The organism is Mesorhizobium sp. M0077, from assembly GCF_040322955.1.
GTDB lineage: Bacteria > Pseudomonadota > Alphaproteobacteria > Rhizobiales > Rhizobiaceae > Mesorhizobium.
The window spans coordinates 96874-114559 of sequence record NZ_JAMYUL010000011.1 but is presented as its reverse complement, the minus strand read 5'-3'; the positions used below and the strand labels follow the sequence as shown (position 1 = coordinate 114559).

The window sequence follows — 17686 nt, the reverse complement described above, 5'->3', positions numbered from 1 at the left end:
AAGCCGACGTCTGGCTTTTCTGGGACTGCCCGAGGTTCTAGCCGCGTTCCTTCATGAGCCGGCCCTTTTCGCGCGACCAGTCGCGCTGTTTTTCGCTCTCGCGCTTGTCGTGCAGTTTCTTGCCGCGGCCGACGGCGAGCAGCAGCTTGGCACGGCCCTGGTCGTTGAAGTAGATTTTCAGCGGCACCAGCGTCATGCCTTCGCGGTCGATGCTCTGCGCGAGTTTTGCCATCTCGCGCTTGTTGAGCAGCAGCTTGCGGCGCCGTCTGGGCTCATGGTTGAAGCGGTTGGCCTGCAGATATTCCGGCAGATAGGAATTGATCAGCCAGATCTCGCCACCCTCGACCGAGGCGTAGCTGTCCTGGATGTTGGCCTGGCCCTGGCGCAGCGACTTGACCTCGGTGCCGGTCAGCACCAGGCCGGCCTCGACGGTGTCGAGCACCTCATAGGAAAACCGCGCCTTGCGGTTTTCCGCAACGGTCTTGTTGTTGGGATCGGCTTTTCTGACCTGGTTCATGATGTGGAGAGGTGGCGCCTCATCCCTAGTTTATCAAGCCGGCGTGCTTCATCGCCGCATCGATCTTCTCGGCGGTCGACGCCTCGATGGTCACCAGCGGCGAGCGCACCACGTTCTCGACCTTGCCAATCTTCGACAGCGCGTATTTGACGCCGCACAGGCCGGGCTCGAGGAAGATGGCCTTGTGCAGCGGCAGCAGACGGTCCTGCAATTCCAGCGCCTTGGCGCTGTCACCGGACAGTGTGGCTTCCTGGAATTCGGCGCACAGCCGCGGCGCGACATTCGACGTCACCGAGATGCAGCCGACACCGCCATGAGCGTTGAAGCCGAGGGCAGAGGCATCCTCACCTGAAAGCTGGATGAACTCCTTGCCGCAGGTGGCGCGCTGTTCGGACACGCGCTCGACCTTGCCGGTGGCATCCTTGACGCCGACGATGTTCTTGAAGTCGTGCGCCAGCCTGCCCATCGTCTCCGGCATCATGTCGATCACCGAGCGCGGCGGGATGTTGTAGATGATGATCGGCAGCTTGGTCGCCCTGGCGACAGCAGCGAAATGCTCGTACAAGCCGCGCTGTGTTGGCTTGTTGTAATAAGGCGTGACGACCAGAGCGGCATCGGCGCCCGCCTGCTCGGCATATTGCACCAGACCGACCGCTTCCGCGGTGTTGTTGGAGCCGGCGCCGGCGACGACCGGAGCGCGGCCCTTGGCCACATCGATGCAGACCTTGACGACATGGCGATGCTCGTCATGCGACAGCGTCGGCGACTCACCGGTGGTGCCGACCGGGACGAGGCCCGTCGTGCCCTCGCCAAGTTGCCATTCGACGAAAGCGCGAAAGGCTTTCTCGTCGAAACGCCCGCTCTTTTCGAACGGTGTCACGAGCGCAGTAAGCGAGCCTCTCAGCATGTCGTCCAACTCCTTGGAACTTGTTTGTTTATGCATGTCGTCGTCCCAAAACCGGTTCCCACTTTTGGGCGACTGCATCGGGCGCCTTCTAGCCGAAAGCGAAGCCGCGCACCATAGTCTCGACACTGTTGCGCGGCAAGCATGCCGATGGTGCCAGCAAGCGCAATTCGAACGGCCTGGATAACCCTTTGTTTACGGGCTCTTCACGACCTAAGTCTAGGCTCTCGGGCACCTGGGCTTGCCATCTAAAGTGCCGCAACAGGGAAAGATCAGGATCATGCCGGCCAGTCGGCCACTCCGCTTCATATTGCTTGGCGCCGTTGCCCTGCTGATAGTGGGAACGGCGGCAAACGAGAGCGTCGACGAGCAGACGACCTCATCAATCCCGATGCCTGACATGCAAGATGGAGCGCAGACCGATGCGCCCTCCGCCAATATCGCCGTGTTAAAAGGCAGTCTCGACGCGTTGGCGACCGGCGATATCGCCGCGGCACGAGCGGTGCGCGAAACATTGCCGGCCAGTTCGCTGGACCGCCATATCCTGGCCTGGGCGATCGCGCTCTATGGCGGCGACCGTGTGCCGAGCAGCGAGATTGCCGATACCGCAAAGATGCTGCCGAACTGGCCGGGCACCATGGCCTTGCGCAAGAACAGCGAGCGCGCGCTCTACCGCGAAAGCCCGTCGCCGCAGACCGTGGTGAAAGCCTTTGACGGCAGCCAACCGCTGACCTTTCAAGGCGTGGTCATCCTTGCCCGTTCTTATGTAGCTCTTGGCAACACCAAGGCTGCGCTTTCCGTGCTGTCGCCATTCTGGCGCACCGAGAAGCTGGAAGCCAAGGACGAGGCGGCCGTCATCAAGGAGTTTGGCACTATTATCCCGGCTGCCGACCATCGTTTCCGCATGGAGCGGATGTTTTATGCCGACCGGGAGAATTCGGCGCTGCGGGTCGCAGCCCTTGCCGGCGCGCAACCGCTGGCCGATGCATGGGCCGCCGCCTCGCGTGGCGACAAGAACGCGGCCAAGCTGTTGAAAGCTGTGCCTGCCGCACAGCAATCGGCCGGCTATTTCTTCGCGCAAGCCGAATATCTGCGCAAGCAGCGGAAGTTTGCGGACGCCGCCGCGGTGATGATGAAAGCGCCAACGAACCGCGACGCGCTGGTCGATCCCGATGCCTGGTGGGTAGAACGCCGCGTGCTGTCGCGCGCGCTGGTCGATCAGGGCGATTGGAAAACCGCCTACAAGATCGTTGCCGCGCACGCCGCCGAAAGTCCCGCCAGTTCCGCCGAGGCGGAATTCCACGCCGGCTGGTATGCGCTGCGCGGCCTCAACGATCCTGCGATGGCCTCGACCCATTTTGCCCGCATCGCCGATCTCGCGCAGGGACCGATGTCGCTGTCACGCGCCTATTACTGGCTTGGCCGCGCGGCGGAAGTCGGCGGTCCCGGCAATGCGAAGGATTGTTTCACCAAGGCGGCAGCCTATGGCACCACTTTCTACGGGCAGTTGGCGGCGGAACGGGTTGGCTTGCGCACGCTGAACATCGCCTATCCCGAGCCAAGCACTGTCGACCGCCAAAGCTTTGACGGCCGCGAAGCCGTCAGCGCCATCAAGCGGCTGCAGGAGGCGGGCTACGACCGCTATGCCGAGACGCTTTACCGCGACCTCGCCGGGCAATTGACCAGCCCGGGCGAGCTGGCGCTGCTTGCGGTGCTGGCGGAAAAGCAGGGCAATCATTTCATGGCGCTGAAGATCGGCAAGATCGCCGGCGCGCGCGGCATCGATGTCGGCGCGCTGTCGCATCCGCTGGGCGTCATTCCCGACACCGCCGACATTTCCGGTTCGGGCAAGGCGCTGGCTTATGCGATCGCCCGCCAGGAAAGCGAATTCAATGTCGGCGCCGTCTCCAGTGCCGGCGCGCGCGGCCTGCTGCAGCTGATGCCGGGCACCGCCAAGCAATTGGCGAAGAAGGCAGGACTGAGCTTTTCCCAGGATCGGCTGACCAGCGATGCCGGTTACAATGCGACGCTGGGGGCTGCCTTCCTTGGCGAGCAGCTCGACCGCTTCGGCGGCTCCTATGTGCTGACCTTCGCCGGCTACAATGCCGGCCCTAACCGCGCCAGCCAATGGGTAGCCAAGTACGGCGACCCGCGCGGCAAGGGCATCGACGCCGTCGTCGACTGGATCGAGCGAATTCCCTACACCGAAACAAGAAGTTACGTGCAGCGCGTGATGGAGAATTACGAGGTCTACAAGATGCGTATTTCGGGGAAGTACGATATCGTTGGGGATTTGGTGAACGGAAGAGGCTGAGGCCGCAGAGCTGTCGCCACGGGCAGACGTTGGCGATCCTTCGCGCCCCCCTTGCCGGCCATCTCCCCCACGAGTGGGGAGATCAGCTGTCATTGCCGATTTCGCCAATCTCCAACGTCGAAGGAAGGGCGTAGCGCCTGAACCGCCAATCTCCCCCCTCGTGGGTGCCTCGTGGGGGGAGATGTCCGGCAGGACAGAAGGGGGCGCTGTCCCTCCGACATTTCCAAGAGTGTCAGCTTGCCGACAACCCTCGATTTGACCGCTCCCACCCTCGCCTGTAGCAGACGGAGACAATCCGGCCAGGGAGTCCTTTTAATATGTCGAGCACCGACGGCTTCTCCGACTTTTTCTACACCGCGCCGGACGGGCTCAAGCTTCACGCCCGCGTCTATGGCGAGACCAATTCGGCAGACTGGCAGGTCGTTTGCCTGCCCGGCCTGACCCGCAACGCGCGCGATTTCCATGAGCTGGCGCTTTATCTGTCGCAGCGAACCGACAATCCGCGCAAGGTCATCGCCTTCGACTACCGTGGCCGCGGCCAGTCCGCTTACGATCCTGATATCAGCCACTACACTATCGGCATCGAAGCCGGCGATGTCCTCGCCGGACTGGCCGCTCTGAACGTCGAGGAAGCGGCCTTTATCGGCACCTCGCGCGGCGGGCTGATCATCCACGTGCTCGGCGCGCTGCGGCCCGCCGCGCTGAAAGCCATCGTGCTGAACGACATCGGACCGGTGATCGAGGCCGCGGGGCTCGCCTATATCGAAACCTATCTCGACCCGGCACCGAAACCGAAGAGCCGCGCTGAGGCGATCGATGGGCAACGCGCGGCGCATGGCGGCGATTTTCCCGCTCTGACCGAGGCGGATTGGGAGCGGATGGTGTCGGCCCTCTACCGCGAGACGGGCGAAGGTCTCCTGCTGCCGGATTTCGACCCGCGGCTGGTCGAGACGGTGGCGGGCCTCGACCTCAGCAAGCCGTTGCCGGATCTGTGGCCGCAGTTCGAGGCGCTGGCGGCGATACCTTTGCTTGCCATTCGCGGCGCCAACTCGAAACTCTTGTCGGCCGACACACTCGACGAGATGCAAAAGCGTCATCCCGGCATGGAAGCGATCACCGTCGGGGGCCAGGGCCATGCCCCCTTCCTGGAGACAGGCAACCTGCCGGGCGCTATCGCGGCCTTCCTGGATGAAGCGGAAAGTTTTGGGTCGGATAAAGTAACCCAAGATCAAATCTGACCTTGGGATTGTCAGCAGAATATAGATTCGCTTCGACGCAGAAAATTCTCACTCCCAGCTACACTGGCAGCGACCAATCTTCGAGGTTGGCGCCGCCCCTCATCCGCCTCCCCGTCCTCCGCAGCAACTGGGCTGCAGCTGCGGAGGGTGGACCGGCACCTTCTCCCCGTTCACGGGGAGAAGGGACAAGCTATTTGGCTTTCGAGCTTTTCCGGGGCGCCTTGGCCGCTTTCGCTGCGGTTGTTTCGCCCTTTTTTGCGGGCGCCGGCGCTGAAGGTGTGGTCAGCGGCGATGCGAAGGCCGAGCTTTGCGCGCCGCCAGCCAGCCCTTCGCCGCCGGGTGTTTCCAGCACGACAACGCAGCCGTCGAGATCGTTGGTGGCCAGATGCGCATAGCGCATGGTCATCGAAAGTGTCTGATGGCCGAGCCACATCTGCACGCGGCGGATGTCGATGCCGCCCTGGACCAGACGTGACGCGCAGGTATGGCGCAAGATGTGCGGCACCACCTGGTCGTCGGCGCCGAGACCGACTTCAGCCTTGGCATCGTTCCAGATGGCGCGAAACTGTGCCTGGCTGAGCTTGGTGAACGGGCCCTTGGGCCGGCGGCCCTCTGACGGGGGCAGTTTGATGACCTCCTTGACCCGCTCGGTCATCGGGATGGTGCGGCTGCGGCCGGATTTGGTGATCCAGAACGAGACGCGATGTTCCTGGATGTCGTTCCAGATCAGCCCGAGCGCCTCGCCGAGACGGCATCCGGTGTCCACGAGAAAGCACGAAAGACGGTAGGCATCCTCGCTGCGGGTCCTGATGGCGGCGAACAGCCTTGCTTCTTCGTCCCTTTCGAGGAAACGAATCCGTCCCGCCCGCTCCTTCTGGCGGCGGAACTCGGGCAGGCTGTGGATATCCCCCATCTTGTAAGCCTTGCGCAGCAGTTTGCTGAGGGCAGCCATCTTTCGATTGATGGTTGCATTGCTGTTGCCGCGCTGGCGCAAGGTGCCGATAAGATTATCAAGGGTGCTCTGGTCAAAGGCGCTGAACCGTTCTCCGAGGAGAATCTCGTCTATTTCGCCGATGAAGGAGCTGACATTGTATTTATGTCGCCCATCATCCCAGAGTATGTCTCGGTACGCTGAAAAAAGCTCTCCGACCCGGTGCGACCTTACTTCTCTGATCTTGTTGTAGCTGTATTTTATCTTCGCAGTTTGAGAAGAGAACATTGAGAAATGCTCGGAGGGGTCGCCCTCTTGTATCGCTTCGATGGTCATAAATTGCCACACCCCCGAGTGGATAGAGTCAGACCTACCCGCTTGGAAGCGTCCTTTCAAGAGATTTAATCACGCAGTTGTGAATTCATCCGCCCATCAGCGGATCCCACGAACTCACCCTACGGACTGTTCAGCTGCCGATTCCCCCTGTTCCTTCTGCTTGTCTTGTCCAGTCACGAAACAAAAACAGCCCGGGCGTCGAAGCGCCCGGGCTGGTATTCACCTGTATAGAACCAGCCCTTAGAACGAGCGCTGGAAGCGGAGCATGCCGCCGATGGCGTCGTCGTCCCGTGCATCGGTCCAATCGGAGTCGCCAACGTTGATGTAGTCGACTTCGGCCGTGACCGTGAGGCCGGGGACGACGTCATAGGCGATGTTCGCCGCGGCGCCGAAGTTCTTGTCCTCGTCATACGAAAGCTGGACGTTGAACGAGGTCTTCTCGTTGATGGTGTAGGTGCCACCACCCCAGACTGCCCAGTTGCCGCCCCACTGCTTGTAGAAGCCGCGGCCGCCGGCCGGGATTGCCCAGGTCGGATCCGACAGATTGTCGTCGGTGCCATAGCCGCCAATGATAAACAGCGACAGGTTCTGCATCGGGGTGATGTCCAAACGAACCTTGCCAGCGACTTCTTCGTAGTTGCTGTCGTAAGCAATGACGCCGGTGATGGCGCCCCAGCCCTGCGTGTACTTCAGACCGCCGACGACATGCGGAACATAGCTGTCGATGGTGCCGACGACGCCGGCGCCTTCTTCGAGCGAGAGGACGGCGGAGAAGCCGTTGCCCGCATCGAAGTAGTACTGGATGACGTTGGTGTCGAAGCCGCCGTAAGGGACCAGCGTATCCTGGATGACGTTGCCGGCATAGCCGATGAACGTATTGAAGGCCGATTCGTCCTTACCAACGCGCAAGCCACCGAGCTGGATCCAGGCGAAGTTCAGCGAAACGCTCTTCATGCCGGCCGGATTGCTATCGAAAGCGGTTTCATCGACGAGGGGTGTGGCCGGATCATCAGCGATGTTGGTGGCGTACCGATTGTTGTTGCCGAAGTTGAAGCGGGTCTCGGTGTAGGTCTTCAAGGTGCCAAGTTCGGTTTCCTGGCCGGTCCAGGTCTTGAAGGTGGCGCGGGCATTCTTGTACCAGGTGTCCTGCGCGTCACCATCTTCGTGGTCGAGCGACTCCGCACCCGTGAATGCGCCGACGTCGCCGGCGCCGATATCGTAGCGGACATAGCCGCCGATGCGCAGGCAGGTTTCGGTGCCGGGAATGTAGAAGTAGCCCGAGCCGTAAACGTCGCAAATCTTGACGTATTCAGCCGGTTCCGGCTCGGCGACGACGACGGCGTCGGCGGCGCGCGCACCGGAAACTGCGATCAGGGCCGCAGCGGAGCCGAGGAGAAGGCTCTTAATGTTCATTTTCTGACCTCCAGTCAAAAGTTAAAAAACGGGTCTGGGTATTCTTTGCTGAAGGACAGCGTTCCCTGCCCCATCCCCACTACCGAAAAAGATGCGCACCGCGCCGCTCCTTCGAAATCGACATTACCCATGAGGCGGCGGCGTTCAACCACGATCGTACCGGCGAAAGGGCTATGCGGGCGCTATCCCCATGCGTTGTTGCACAAATGACACGATTTGGCCTCAGTCAGAAAGCTCTCATTAACTATCGAAGGGCCCGCAAGCCTTATCCAGCGCCGCGCAATGCGGCCGAATCCGGCGATGGCCGGCCAGAATTGCGGCCATGTCGCCGACTCGCCAGCCAGGGAACTGCCGTAGAATCGCCGCATGCAAAAGGCGCCGCTGCGGCCGAATGCGGATTTTTCAACGATTATCGCGCCGGCTTGTTGATTGTGCCGGCGCTTTTCTCTATCCAGCGGCGCAACGGAGAGGTGGCCGAGTGGTCGAAGGCGCTCCCCTGCTAAGGGAGTAGAGGTCAAAAGCTTCTCGTGGGTTCGAATCCCATCCTCTCCGCCATCCTGCTTCGCTCTTCGAGCTTCGCAGGACAAGCCCAACCCTCAGCGCGAAGCAGGATGGCGGAGAGGATGCCCTCCGAAGCCTTGGCGTAGAAGGGCCGGACCGTGTGGTGTGCTACGTGCCGCACAGCGTAAGCCCAGACAATCCCTTGCAAAATTCGATTGGCAGTCCTGCTTCGCTCTTCGAGCTTCGCAGGACAAGCCCACCTCAGCGCGAAGCAGGATGGCGGAGAGGATGCCCTTCGACGCCCGGCAAAGGAGAGCAGCTCATGTGGTATGTGTATCTTCTGGAGAGTGCGGCTGCCGAACGCGAACGCTATATCGGCATAACGACGGACCTGAAACGACGGCTTGTCGAGCACAATGCGGGGAAATCCAGCCATACATCCAAGTTTCTGCCGTGGCGGATCGTCACCTATATGGCCTTTTCGAACCAGGGCAAGGCAGCTTCATTCGAGCGCTATCTCAAATCCGGTTCAGGGCATGCTTCCGCAAACAAGCGCCTGTGGTGATGGCCGCATGAACCGCAGCAAAGTTCCATTTTTCAATAGACCTCAACAAAAACAACTGATTACAGCGAAAACGCCTGTCGCCGGCTTCACTGTCTTGTTCGATTCTGACTGGAGGTCAGAAAATGAACATTAAGAGCCTTCTCCTCGGCTCCGCTGCGGCCCTGATCGCAGTTTCCGGTGCGCGTGCCGCCGACGCCGTCGTCGTCGCCGAGCCGGAACCGGCTGAATACGTCAAGATTTGCGACGTCTACGGCGCCGGCTACTTCTACATTCCCGGCACCGAAACCTGCCTGCGCATCGGCGGCTATGTCCGTTACGACATCGGTGCCGGCGACGTGGGTTCGTTCGATGGTGCGAGGTCCTTCGACCATAAGGATGGCGACGAGCAGGATACCTTCTACAAGAACGCCCGTTTCACGCTGAAGACCTGGACCGGCCAGGAAACCGAACTCGGCACCTTGAAGACCTACACCGAGACCCGCTTCAACTTCGGCAACCGCAACGGCTACCCCTCGGCAGACGATCCGACGACCGAAGCAGACGAGTTCAACTCCAACCCTGCCGGCAACAAGAACGTTTCGCTGAACTTCGCCTGGATCCAGCTCGGTGGCCTGCGCGTCGGTAAGGACGAATCGGCCTTCGACACGTTCATCGGCTACGCCGGCAACGTCCTCCAGGATACGCTCGTTCCCTACGGCGATTTCGATACCAACGTCGTCCAGTACTACTTCGATGCGGGCAACGGCTTCTCGGCCGTGGTCTCTCTCGAAGAAGGCTCCGGAACCGTTGGCACCATCGACAGCTACGTTCCGCATGTCGTCGGCGGCGTGAAGTACACGCAGGGCTGGGGCGCCATCACCGGCGTCGTCGCTTATGACAGCAACTACGAAGAAGTCGCCGGCAAAGTTCGTTTGGACATCACCCCGATGCAGAACCTGTCGCTCTTCATCATGGGCGGCTACGGCACCGACGACAATTTGACGGACTCGAGCTATGCGATCGACGCTGGCGGCCGCGGCTTCTACAAGCAGTGGGGCGGCAACTGGGCTTTCTGGGGTGGTGGCACCTACACCATCAACGAGAAGACCTCGTTCAATGCTCAGGTCTCGTATGACGAATGGAAGAACCTCGGCGTCGCTGCGAACATCGCCTACGACGTTGTTCCCGGCTTCACGGTCACGGCCGAAGTCGACTACCTCAACGCAGGCAAGTTCGACGACGCCAACTTCTCCAACTTCACCAACGCCGACAAGAAGAGCAGCATTGGCGGTCTCCTCCGCTTCCAGCGCTCGTTCTAACCGGCAGAGCCTGGCTGAAAATCGAACCCGGCGGGCAACCGCCGGGTTTTTCTTTTTGAAGCATCCGTCGCCATAGTCATTGGCTGCAGTGCTGGCCTTCAAAAGGCTGCCGCCTACCGGCGGTCAGGCCGTAGAGCGTGGCCACCCGCGCCGATTTCATCACGGGCGTCATGGCCACTATTTCCAGCCGCGCCAGAACTTGCGCCGTCCTATCGGGCACGCTAGCAAGAAGGCCCATCTTCTCGTGAGCCTTTGCCATGCGCCAGCGCCCTGCCCTCACGCCGCTTGTCGGCGCGCTTCCCTCGACGGTGCCGTTTGTCGGACCGGAAGCGCAGGAGCGCGAGCGCGGACGTGCTTTTCGCGCCCGCATCGGCGCCAATGAAAGCAGCTTCGGGCCTTCGCCGCGCGTTATCGCCCGTATGGAGCGCGTCGCGCGTGACCAATGGATGTATTGCGATCCCGACAATTACGATCTGAAGCAGGCTGCGGCCCGCCATCTCGGCGTCGGCGCCGAAAACGTCGTGGTCGGCGAAGGCATAGACGGGCTGCTCAGCCTGGTGGCGCGCATGTATGTCGCGCCGGGCGACGCAGTGGTCACCTCGCTCGGCGCCTATCCGACCTTCAACTTCCACATTGCCGGCGTCGGCGGCCGGCTGGTCACGGTGCCTTACGAGAACGACAAGGAAAGCCTGGACGGCCTGCTCAAGGCAGTCATCAAGGAGAAGGCGCCGCTGGTCTATCTCTCCAATCCGGACAATCCGATGGGCAGCTGGTGGGAAGCAGGAGATATCACCCGCTTCGTCGAAGCGTTGCCGGAAACCACCATGCTGGTGCTCGACGAGGCCTATGGCGAATTGGGGCCGGCCTCGGCGCTGCCGCCGATCGATGTCGCGCGGCCCAACGTCATCCGCATGCGCACCTTCTCCAAGGCATACGGGCTGGCCGGCATACGCTGCGGCTACGCGGTGGCCGAGGCTGAGGTGATCCGCGATTTCGAGAAGATCCGCAACCATTACGGCGTCAGCCGCATGGCGCAGATCGCCGGCGTCGAGGCGCTGGCCGACCAGGACTGGCTGCACAGCGTGGTGGCGCGAGTTGCTGCCGGCCGCACACGTATAGCCGGGATTGCGGAGACGAACGGGCTGAAGCCGCTGCCATCGGCGACCAATTTCGTCACCATCGACTGCGGCCAGGACGGCGCCTTCGCGCTGAAAGTGCTGCAAAACCTTTTGTCGCGCGACGTTTTCATCCGCAAGCCGATGGCGCCAAGGCTCGAACGTTGCATAAGGGTCAGCGTCGGCCTCGATCATGAACTCGACATCTTTGCCGAGGAACTGCCCGGCGCACTCGCCGCTGCGCGGGGAAACTAGCCCCGCCAATTGCCATCGCAACAGAGCCTGCCGAGGCCGCCAAGGCCAAAACAGAATCAGCCGCGACCCCGACTCCGTCGATCCAGCAGCAATCCGACACTCAAGCCTGTTGCTTTCGTCCGATTCCGCGCCAGTTTCTGTGCATGGGAGGCAACGATGGATAACCGGCAAAGGGCAGTGCAGGCGCGTGTGCATGGCAAGGTGCAAGGCGTCGGCTACCGGATGTGGGCGCGAGGCGAAGCGACAGGGCTTGGCCTCGTAGGTTGGGTACGCAATGAACGAGACGGCACCGTGACGGCCTGGATTGCCGGTGCCGATGCTGGGGTTTCCACAATGATCGAACAGCTCCGGCAAGAGCCAAGGGGAGCTTCGGTTTCGAAGGTGGAGACCGAGGAATTCGAACTCCTCGACGCGCCCATCGACTTTCGGATCATCGTCTAGACGGAACCACTTTATTGCCGCTTGAATTAATTGAACGTTCGTTTTATTACTAGGTATCGGGAGACGTTCATGGCACGCACAACGGGATCCGACGGCGAAAAAACTGAAGCGGCCGTCCGGGAGGCTGCGGTCAGCCTGATCGCCCGCTTCGGCTACGAGGCAATGTCGATGCGGCAGCTTGCCGCCGAGGTCGGCGTCCAGGCCGCCGCGCTCTACCGCTATTTTCCGACCAAGGAAGACCTGCTGTTCACGCTGATGCGCGAACATATGGAAGGGCTGATCGAAGCGTGGGACGCCGCACGCCCCGACGCTGCCGATCCGGCAACGCGGCTTGCCGCCTATGTCGAAAACCACATCGCTTTCCACATCGAGCGCCGCCACTCCACCCATGTCTCGAACATGGAATTGCGCAGCCTGTCGCATGACCGGCTGACGCAGATACTGCGCATGCGCACCGCCTATGAGAAGGAGTTGCGCGCCATCCTGCGCGACGGCGCGGAGGCCGGCGCCTTCAGTGTCGATGACACGGGGCTCACTGCCATGGCCCTGATCCAGATGATGACCGGCGTCATCGTCTGGTTCCGGCCGGGCGAGCGGCTGTCGATGGCTAAAGTCACGGCGACATATCTTTCAATGACAATGCGCCTGGTTGGCGCGAAGATCGAAATCGGGGAGGAACGGCATGTACACGAACACACTCAGCTTCGGGCATGACGAGGACATCGAGGCGCTGCGCGATCTGGTGCGCCGCTTTGCCCAGGAGAAAATAGCGCCGATCGCCGCCGAGATCGACCGCAGCAACCAGTTCCCCGCGCATCTGTGGAAAGAACTCGGCGCGCTCGGCCTGCTTGGAATCACCGCCGATCCCGATTTCGGCGGTAGCGGCATGGGCTACCTCGCCCATGTCATTGCGGTGGAAGAGATTTCGCGCGCCTCGGGCTCGGTCGGCCTTTCCTACGGCGCCCATTCGAACCTCTGCGTCAACCAGATCAACCGCTGGGCGACGCCTGCGCAGAAGGAGAAATTCCTGCCGGCATTGTGCTCGGGCGAAAGGGCAGGTGCGCTGGCCATGTCGGAATCGGGCGCCGGCTCCGACGTCGTCTCGCTCAAGCTGCGCGCCGAAAAGCGCAACGACCGCTATGTGCTCAACGGCTCGAAAATGTGGATCACCAACGGCCCCGACGCTGAAACGCTGGTGGTCTATGCCAAGACCGATCCGGAGCGGAAATCGCACGGCATCACCGCCTTCATCGTCGAAAAGACCATGGCCGGCTTCTCGGCATCGCCAAAGCTCGACAAGCTCGGCATGCGCGGCTCCAACACCGGCGAACTGGTGTTCGACAATGTCGAGGTGCCCTATGACAATGTGCTGCATGAGGAGGGCCGCGGCGTCGAGGTCCTGATGTCGGGCCTCGACTACGAGCGCACCGTGCTCGCCGGCGGCCCGCTCGGGCTCATGGCGGCCTGTCTCGACGTGGCGATCCCCTATGTGCATGAGCGCAAGCAGTTCGGCCAGCCGATCGGCGAGTTCCAGCTCGTGCAGGGCAAGCTCGCCGACATGTATTCGACGATGAACGCCGCGCGCGCGTACGTTTATGCTGTCGCGGCTGCCTGCGATCGCGGCCAGACGACACGCAAGGATGCCGCCGGCTGCGTGCTGTTTGCCGCCGAAAAAGCGACGCTGATGGCGCTCGACGCCATCCAGCTGCTTGGCGGCAACGGCTATACCAACGAGTATCCGACCGGCCGGCTGTTGCGCGACGCCAAGCTCTACGAAATCGGCGCCGGCACCAGCGAGATTCGCCGCTGGCTGATCGGGCGCGAGATCATGGCGGAAGGGGTGTGAGCGATTTCAATGCCTGGTTTGCCAAAATACCTTGGAGTATTAGCACGGACTATCGTCGCATTGATCCCATTGTCGGGATTTGCGAATGCCGCCTCTTCAGATATGCCGCAATTTCGAGATGTTGCAGCACTGCGGGTTGAAGTCATTTCCCGCCTGAAGGCTGACAGCCGAGTCAAGCAAGCAATTCCCAACCCCGCCGATCCGGCGCGTCTTGACGTAACCAGGGTCGGTTCTACCGGCAAGGATATTCATCTTCAGGTGGACGTTACGAACCTGCTAGGCCGCATTCGCGACCTGCCGGCGGGAGAGGCGGAAACCGAAATCGAACGTTTTCTAACCACGCTCGTGCTCAGCGATAGCGAAAGCGGCTTCCAGGCCGATCTACTGATTGCCAACATTCGACCGCGCGAACATCTCGACGCTTTCAAAGGCGATGGCACAGAGCCCGACAAAGGACCGGCGTTTGAAACCTTGGCGGGTGACGTCGTGATCCTTTACCAGATCGACAATGAGGACTCGCTCGCCAGCGTCCGGCTTGACGATGTTGGAGACCGCTCACTCGCACAGCTTCGCCAGCTTGCTCTGGAAAACATCAACAAGCAGATTACGAAGGTCAAGCAGGAGCGTATCCTCGACGGGATATCGATCTTCACCGTCGAAGGGGATGAGGCCATCTCACCCGCTCTCCTCCTGACCGAAAAATTCTGGGCCACGCTTGGACCGCAATTCCCCAACGGCGTTTTCATAGCCATTCCAAAACGCGATGCCATCGTCGTTGTAGACAAGCGGCTTCCCAATGCGGTTCAGTTTGCTCGCTCATTTATCGACAAGGTTTTCAAGACCGAACCTGATCTTCTCTCCGAGTACATTTTCGAGCGCCGTGACGGCAAGCTGCAAGTCGTGGCAGAGCAATAGGAACCGATGTGGCCGTACTCCAAACCCAGATCTCGCCCTCCTCCGAAACCTACCTCGCCAATGCCGAGCGCATGCGGGCGCTGGTTGCCGACATTGCGGACAAGGCGGCAACCGTCGAGCGCGGTGGCTCGGAGGAGGCGCGCGAGCGTCATGTTTCGCGCGGCAAGCTGTTGCCGCGCGAGCGGCTGGCGCAATTGCTCGACACCGGCTCGCCTTTCCTCGAGATCGGCCAGTTCGCGGCATGGTCCATGTATGGCGAGGAGATTTCCTCGGCCGGCCTCATCGCCGGCGTCGGCCGTGTCGAAGGCACCGAGGTGATGGTCGTGGTCAACGACGCCACGGTGAAGGGCGGCACCTATTATCCGCTCACGGTGAAGAAGCATTTGCGCGCACAGGAGATCGCGCTGCAAAACAATCTGCCTTGCGTCTATCTGGTCGACAGCGGCGGCGCCAACCTGCCCAATCAGGACGAGGTGTTTCCCGATCGCGAGCATTTCGGCCGCATCTTCTACAACCAGGCCAACATGTCGGCGGCCGGCATTCCGCAGATCGCCTGCGTCATGGGCTCATGTACTGCGGGCGGCGCCTATGTGCCGGCAATGTCGGACGAGACGATCATGGTGCGCAACCAGGCGACCATTTTTCTCGGCGGCCCGCCGCTGGTGAAGGCGGCTACGGGCGAAGATGTCAGCGCCGAGGAGCTTGGCGGCGCCGACGTGCACACCAGGCTGTCCGGTGTCGCCGACCACTATGCGCTGGACGACGAACATGCGCTGGCCATCTGCCGGCGCATCGTCAAAAACCTCAACCGGCGCAAGACTGTAAGCTTGACCTTACAGAAACCCATGCCGCCGCTTCATGACGCGCAGGAACTCTACGGCATCGTGCCGACGGATCTGCGCCAGCCCTATGATGTGCGCGAGGTGATCGCGCGCGTCGTCGACGGCTCCGAGTTCGACGAGTTCAAGCAGAATTACGGCACCACGCTGGTCACCGGCTTTGCCCATCTTCAGGGCATGCCGGTCGGCATCATCGCCAACAATGGCGTGCTGTTTTCCGAAAGTGCTGTGAAGGGCGCGCATTTCATCGAACTGTGCTGCCAGCGCAAGATCCCGCTGATCTTCCTGCAGAACATCACCGGCTTCATGGTCGGGCGAAAGTACGAGGCCGGCGGCATCGCCAAGGACGGCGCCAAGCTGGTGATGGCGGTTGCCACCGCCAAGGTGCCGAAGGTGACGATGATCATCGGCGGGTCGTTCGGCGCCGGCAATTACGGCATGTGCGGCCGCGCCTACTCGCCGCGCTTCCTGTGGATGTGGCCGAACGCGCGCATTTCGGTGATGGGCGGCGAACAGGCGGCGACCGTGCTGGCGGTGGTCAAGCGCGAGGGCATCGAGCGCAAGGGCGGTGAGTGGAGCGCGGACGAGGAAGCGAAATTCAAGAAGCCGATCCTGATGAAATACGAGCATGAGGGCCACCCGCTCTACTCCTCGGCGCGGCTGTGGGACGACGGCATCATCGATCCGGGGAAAACGCGCGAAGTGCTCGCGCTCAGCCTTTCGGCCGCGCTCAACGCCGACATCGAAGAAACGAAGTTCGGCGTGTTCAGGATGTAGATGAGCAAGTTCGGCGAACGGATACATGTCCACACCGGCGACATCACCAGGCTTGCGGTCGATGCCATCGTCAACGCCGCCAATTCCTCGCTGCTGGGCGGCGGCGGCGTCGACGGCGCCATTCACCGCGCCGCAGGCCCGGAGCTCGAATTCGAATGCCGGATGCTGAACGGCTGCAAGGTCGGCGAAGCAAAGCTTACCAAGGGCTATCACCTGCCGGCACGTTACATCATCCACACGGTCGGACCTGTCTGGCAAGGCGGCGGCAAAGGCGAAGCCGGGCTGCTCGCCTCCTGCTATATCAGGTCGCCCGAAATCGCCGCCGCCAGGGATTGCCGGACCGTGGCATTTCCGGCGATCTCCACCGGCATCTACCGTTATCCGAAAAATGAGGCGACGCAGATTGCCGTTGGCATCGCAGGTACCTTCGTCGGACAGAACTCAACGCCCGAAACAGTTATTTTCTGCTGCTTCGACGAGCCAACAGCTCAACTATACCGACAAGCCGTTGCTGCCATTGAAGGATGCTAGTCTGCATGGATAAGATGGTTCATCCACCTACGCAAAAGAAATTTTCGGTGAGCAGGCTGGCGGCACTGGAGAATAGACGCTATTGTTCATCCCGCATTGGGCAACGGGGATGGGGTAAAGATGAGGCCGAAATATTCGGGAAAAACGACTGCGTCGGTACTTGCAGTCTTGCTTATATTTGCGGTACCCGGCGTTGGCGCCGCGGCATCGCTGGCGGGAAGCAAAGGCGACATCCATTTCTATCCGTATTTGCCGAAAAGCCCGAAAGACCAGTGCACCATGGCTTACAACGCCTATGTGGCCGCCGGCGGCCATTCGGCCTATGCGACCACGCCCTATGCCCGGATCCGTTCGTTGTACATCATCTGCGGCTCGGGCTTGAATGCACCGTCACAGAAGGCTGCCGAAGAACGGGCGATGAAATCCTGCGAGTCCGCCCGCAGCCATTACAAGGTCATTACAGGTGCGGGCTGCGAAGTTGCGGCATCGAAGTAGGCCGACAAGCATCGGCTTGGGCATTTTTCAAATGGGCGGCGCAAGATGAAATCGACACGCATCAAACGAATTACTGTATCGATGCTTGCCGGCCTGCTCGTATTTACGGCACCCGGTATCGGGGCGGCTGGATCGCTGGCGGGCAGCAAGGGAGACACCCGATTCTGGCCTCCGTTGTCACTGAATCCAAAGGAGCCCTGCACGAAGTCGTACAACGCCTATGTCGCGGCGAGTGGCCACTCGGCCTACGCGACCACATTCTACTCCCGCGTCGACGATCTTTACATCATCTGCGGTGCGCGGCTGAACGCGCCATCTCAGAAGGCCGCGGAAGAGTTGGCGTTGCGAAGCTGTCAGGTTGGCCTGAAAAAGTGGAAGGTTCAGACCGCGAGCGGCGGCTGCAAAATCGCGGCTTCGAAATAGGCTCATTCCTGCTAGACCGGCGCCGCCCGAGA

At 61.3% G+C, this 17686-nt stretch carries 18 protein-coding genes and 1 tRNA gene; 14 read left to right on the top strand and 5 right to left on the bottom strand.

What is annotated here, in order from left to right; genetic code table 11:
• Window positions 1-37 precede the first annotated feature (37 nt).
• Together smpB and dapA are read right to left on the bottom strand one after the other, a co-directional pair.
• Entirely contained in the window at window positions 38-517 is a 480-nt protein-coding gene (gene smpB / locus NKJ57_RS21085; protein ID WP_023687280.1) for an SsrA-binding protein SmpB, read from the bottom strand.
• Between the two features lie 25 nt (window positions 518-542).
• Entirely contained in the window at window positions 543-1424 is an 882-nt protein-coding gene (gene dapA / locus NKJ57_RS21080; RefSeq protein ID WP_023727558.1) for a 4-hydroxy-tetrahydrodipicolinate synthase, read from the bottom strand.
• Window positions 1425-1701: 277 nt separating this feature from the next.
• Between dapA and NKJ57_RS21075 the strand changes: the two genes are divergently transcribed.
• Window positions 1702-3735, top strand: a complete 2034-nt coding sequence (locus NKJ57_RS21075) for a lytic transglycosylase domain-containing protein (RefSeq protein WP_352512335.1) — start codon at window positions 1702-1704, stop codon at window positions 3733-3735.
• A 317-nt stretch (window positions 3736-4052) separates the two neighbouring features.
• Window positions 4053-4973 (top strand): alpha/beta fold hydrolase, encoded by a 921-nt coding sequence (locus NKJ57_RS21070; protein WP_352512337.1) that lies wholly within the window; start codon window positions 4053-4055, stop codon window positions 4971-4973.
• A gap of 190 nt (window positions 4974-5163) precedes the next feature.
• On the opposite strand, the gene NKJ57_RS21065 is transcribed toward NKJ57_RS21070, so the two are convergent.
• The gene (locus tag NKJ57_RS21065; RefSeq protein WP_502902052.1) at window positions 5164-6192 is read right to left on the bottom strand and encodes a tyrosine-type recombinase/integrase; all 1029 of its coding nucleotides are present in this window, start codon (window positions 6190-6192) and stop codon (window positions 5164-5166) included.
• 288 nt (window positions 6193-6480) lie between these two features.
• Window positions 6481-7653 (bottom strand): porin, encoded by a 1173-nt coding sequence (locus NKJ57_RS21060; protein ID WP_352512338.1) that lies wholly within the window; start codon window positions 7651-7653, stop codon window positions 6481-6483.
• A gap of 464 nt (window positions 7654-8117) precedes the next feature.
• Between NKJ57_RS21060 and NKJ57_RS21055 the strand changes: the two genes are divergently transcribed.
• From NKJ57_RS21055 to NKJ57_RS21045, 3 genes are all read left to right on the top strand, one after another.
• Window positions 8118-8208 (top strand) — tRNA-Ser (locus NKJ57_RS21055).
• A gap of 268 nt (window positions 8209-8476) precedes the next feature.
• Window positions 8477-8719, top strand: coding sequence for a GIY-YIG nuclease family protein (locus NKJ57_RS21050; protein ID WP_023747471.1), 243 nt, complete (start codon window positions 8477-8479; stop codon window positions 8717-8719).
• Window positions 8720-8841: 122 nt separating this feature from the next.
• Entirely contained in the window at window positions 8842-10017 is a 1176-nt protein-coding gene (locus NKJ57_RS21045; protein WP_023743754.1) for a porin, read from the top strand.
• 76 nt (window positions 10018-10093) lie between these two features.
• Here the strand turns inward: NKJ57_RS21045 and NKJ57_RS21040 are convergent, their stop codons facing one another.
• A complete protein-coding gene (locus NKJ57_RS21040) occupies window positions 10094-10276 on the bottom strand; it encodes a hypothetical protein (protein WP_352512340.1) in 183 nt (60 codons plus the stop codon).
• Between NKJ57_RS21040 and NKJ57_RS21035 the strand changes: the two genes are divergently transcribed.
• The 9 genes from NKJ57_RS21035 (at window position 10275) to NKJ57_RS20995 (ending at window position 17654) form a co-directional block, all read left to right on the top strand.
• Window positions 10275-11387: a pyridoxal phosphate-dependent aminotransferase gene (locus NKJ57_RS21035; RefSeq protein ID WP_023832462.1), complete on the top strand. Its 1113-nt coding sequence runs from the start codon at window positions 10275-10277 to the stop codon at window positions 11385-11387. The two genes, NKJ57_RS21040 and NKJ57_RS21035, sit on opposite strands and share 2 nt — an antisense overlap.
• Window positions 11388-11543: 156 nt before the next feature.
• Window positions 11544-11828, top strand: coding sequence for an acylphosphatase (locus NKJ57_RS21030; protein WP_352512342.1), 285 nt, complete (start codon window positions 11544-11546; stop codon window positions 11826-11828).
• Window positions 11829-11897: 69 nt separating this feature from the next.
• A complete protein-coding gene (locus tag NKJ57_RS21025; RefSeq protein WP_352512344.1) occupies window positions 11898-12542 on the top strand; it encodes a TetR/AcrR family transcriptional regulator in 645 nt (214 codons plus the stop codon).
• Window positions 12511-13674, top strand: coding sequence for an isovaleryl-CoA dehydrogenase (locus NKJ57_RS21020; RefSeq protein ID WP_023709798.1), 1164 nt, complete (start codon window positions 12511-12513; stop codon window positions 13672-13674). Before NKJ57_RS21025 ends, NKJ57_RS21020 begins: the two co-directional genes overlap by 32 nt.
• A 9-nt stretch (window positions 13675-13683) precedes the next feature.
• Window positions 13684-14589 carry a hypothetical protein gene (locus NKJ57_RS21015; protein WP_155922473.1) on the top strand — a complete coding sequence of 302 codons (906 nt, stop codon included), beginning with the start codon at window positions 13684-13686 and terminating at the stop codon, window positions 14587-14589.
• Between the two features lie 8 nt (window positions 14590-14597).
• Window positions 14598-16205, top strand: coding sequence for a carboxyl transferase domain-containing protein (locus tag NKJ57_RS21010; RefSeq protein WP_023834423.1), 1608 nt, complete (start codon window positions 14598-14600; stop codon window positions 16203-16205).
• Window positions 16206-16736: an O-acetyl-ADP-ribose deacetylase gene (locus NKJ57_RS21005; protein ID WP_352512346.1), complete on the top strand. Its 531-nt coding sequence runs from the start codon at window positions 16206-16208 to the stop codon at window positions 16734-16736.
• Window positions 16737-16856: 120 nt separating this feature from the next.
• On the top strand, window positions 16857-17231 hold the full coding sequence (locus tag NKJ57_RS21000) for a hypothetical protein (RefSeq protein WP_023670207.1): 375 nt from the start codon (window positions 16857-16859) through the stop codon (window positions 17229-17231).
• 45 nt (window positions 17232-17276) lie between these two features.
• Window positions 17277-17654 carry a hypothetical protein gene (locus NKJ57_RS20995; protein ID WP_023684512.1) on the top strand — a complete coding sequence of 126 codons (378 nt, stop codon included), beginning with the start codon at window positions 17277-17279 and terminating at the stop codon, window positions 17652-17654.
• Window positions 17655-17686 lie beyond the last annotated feature (32 nt).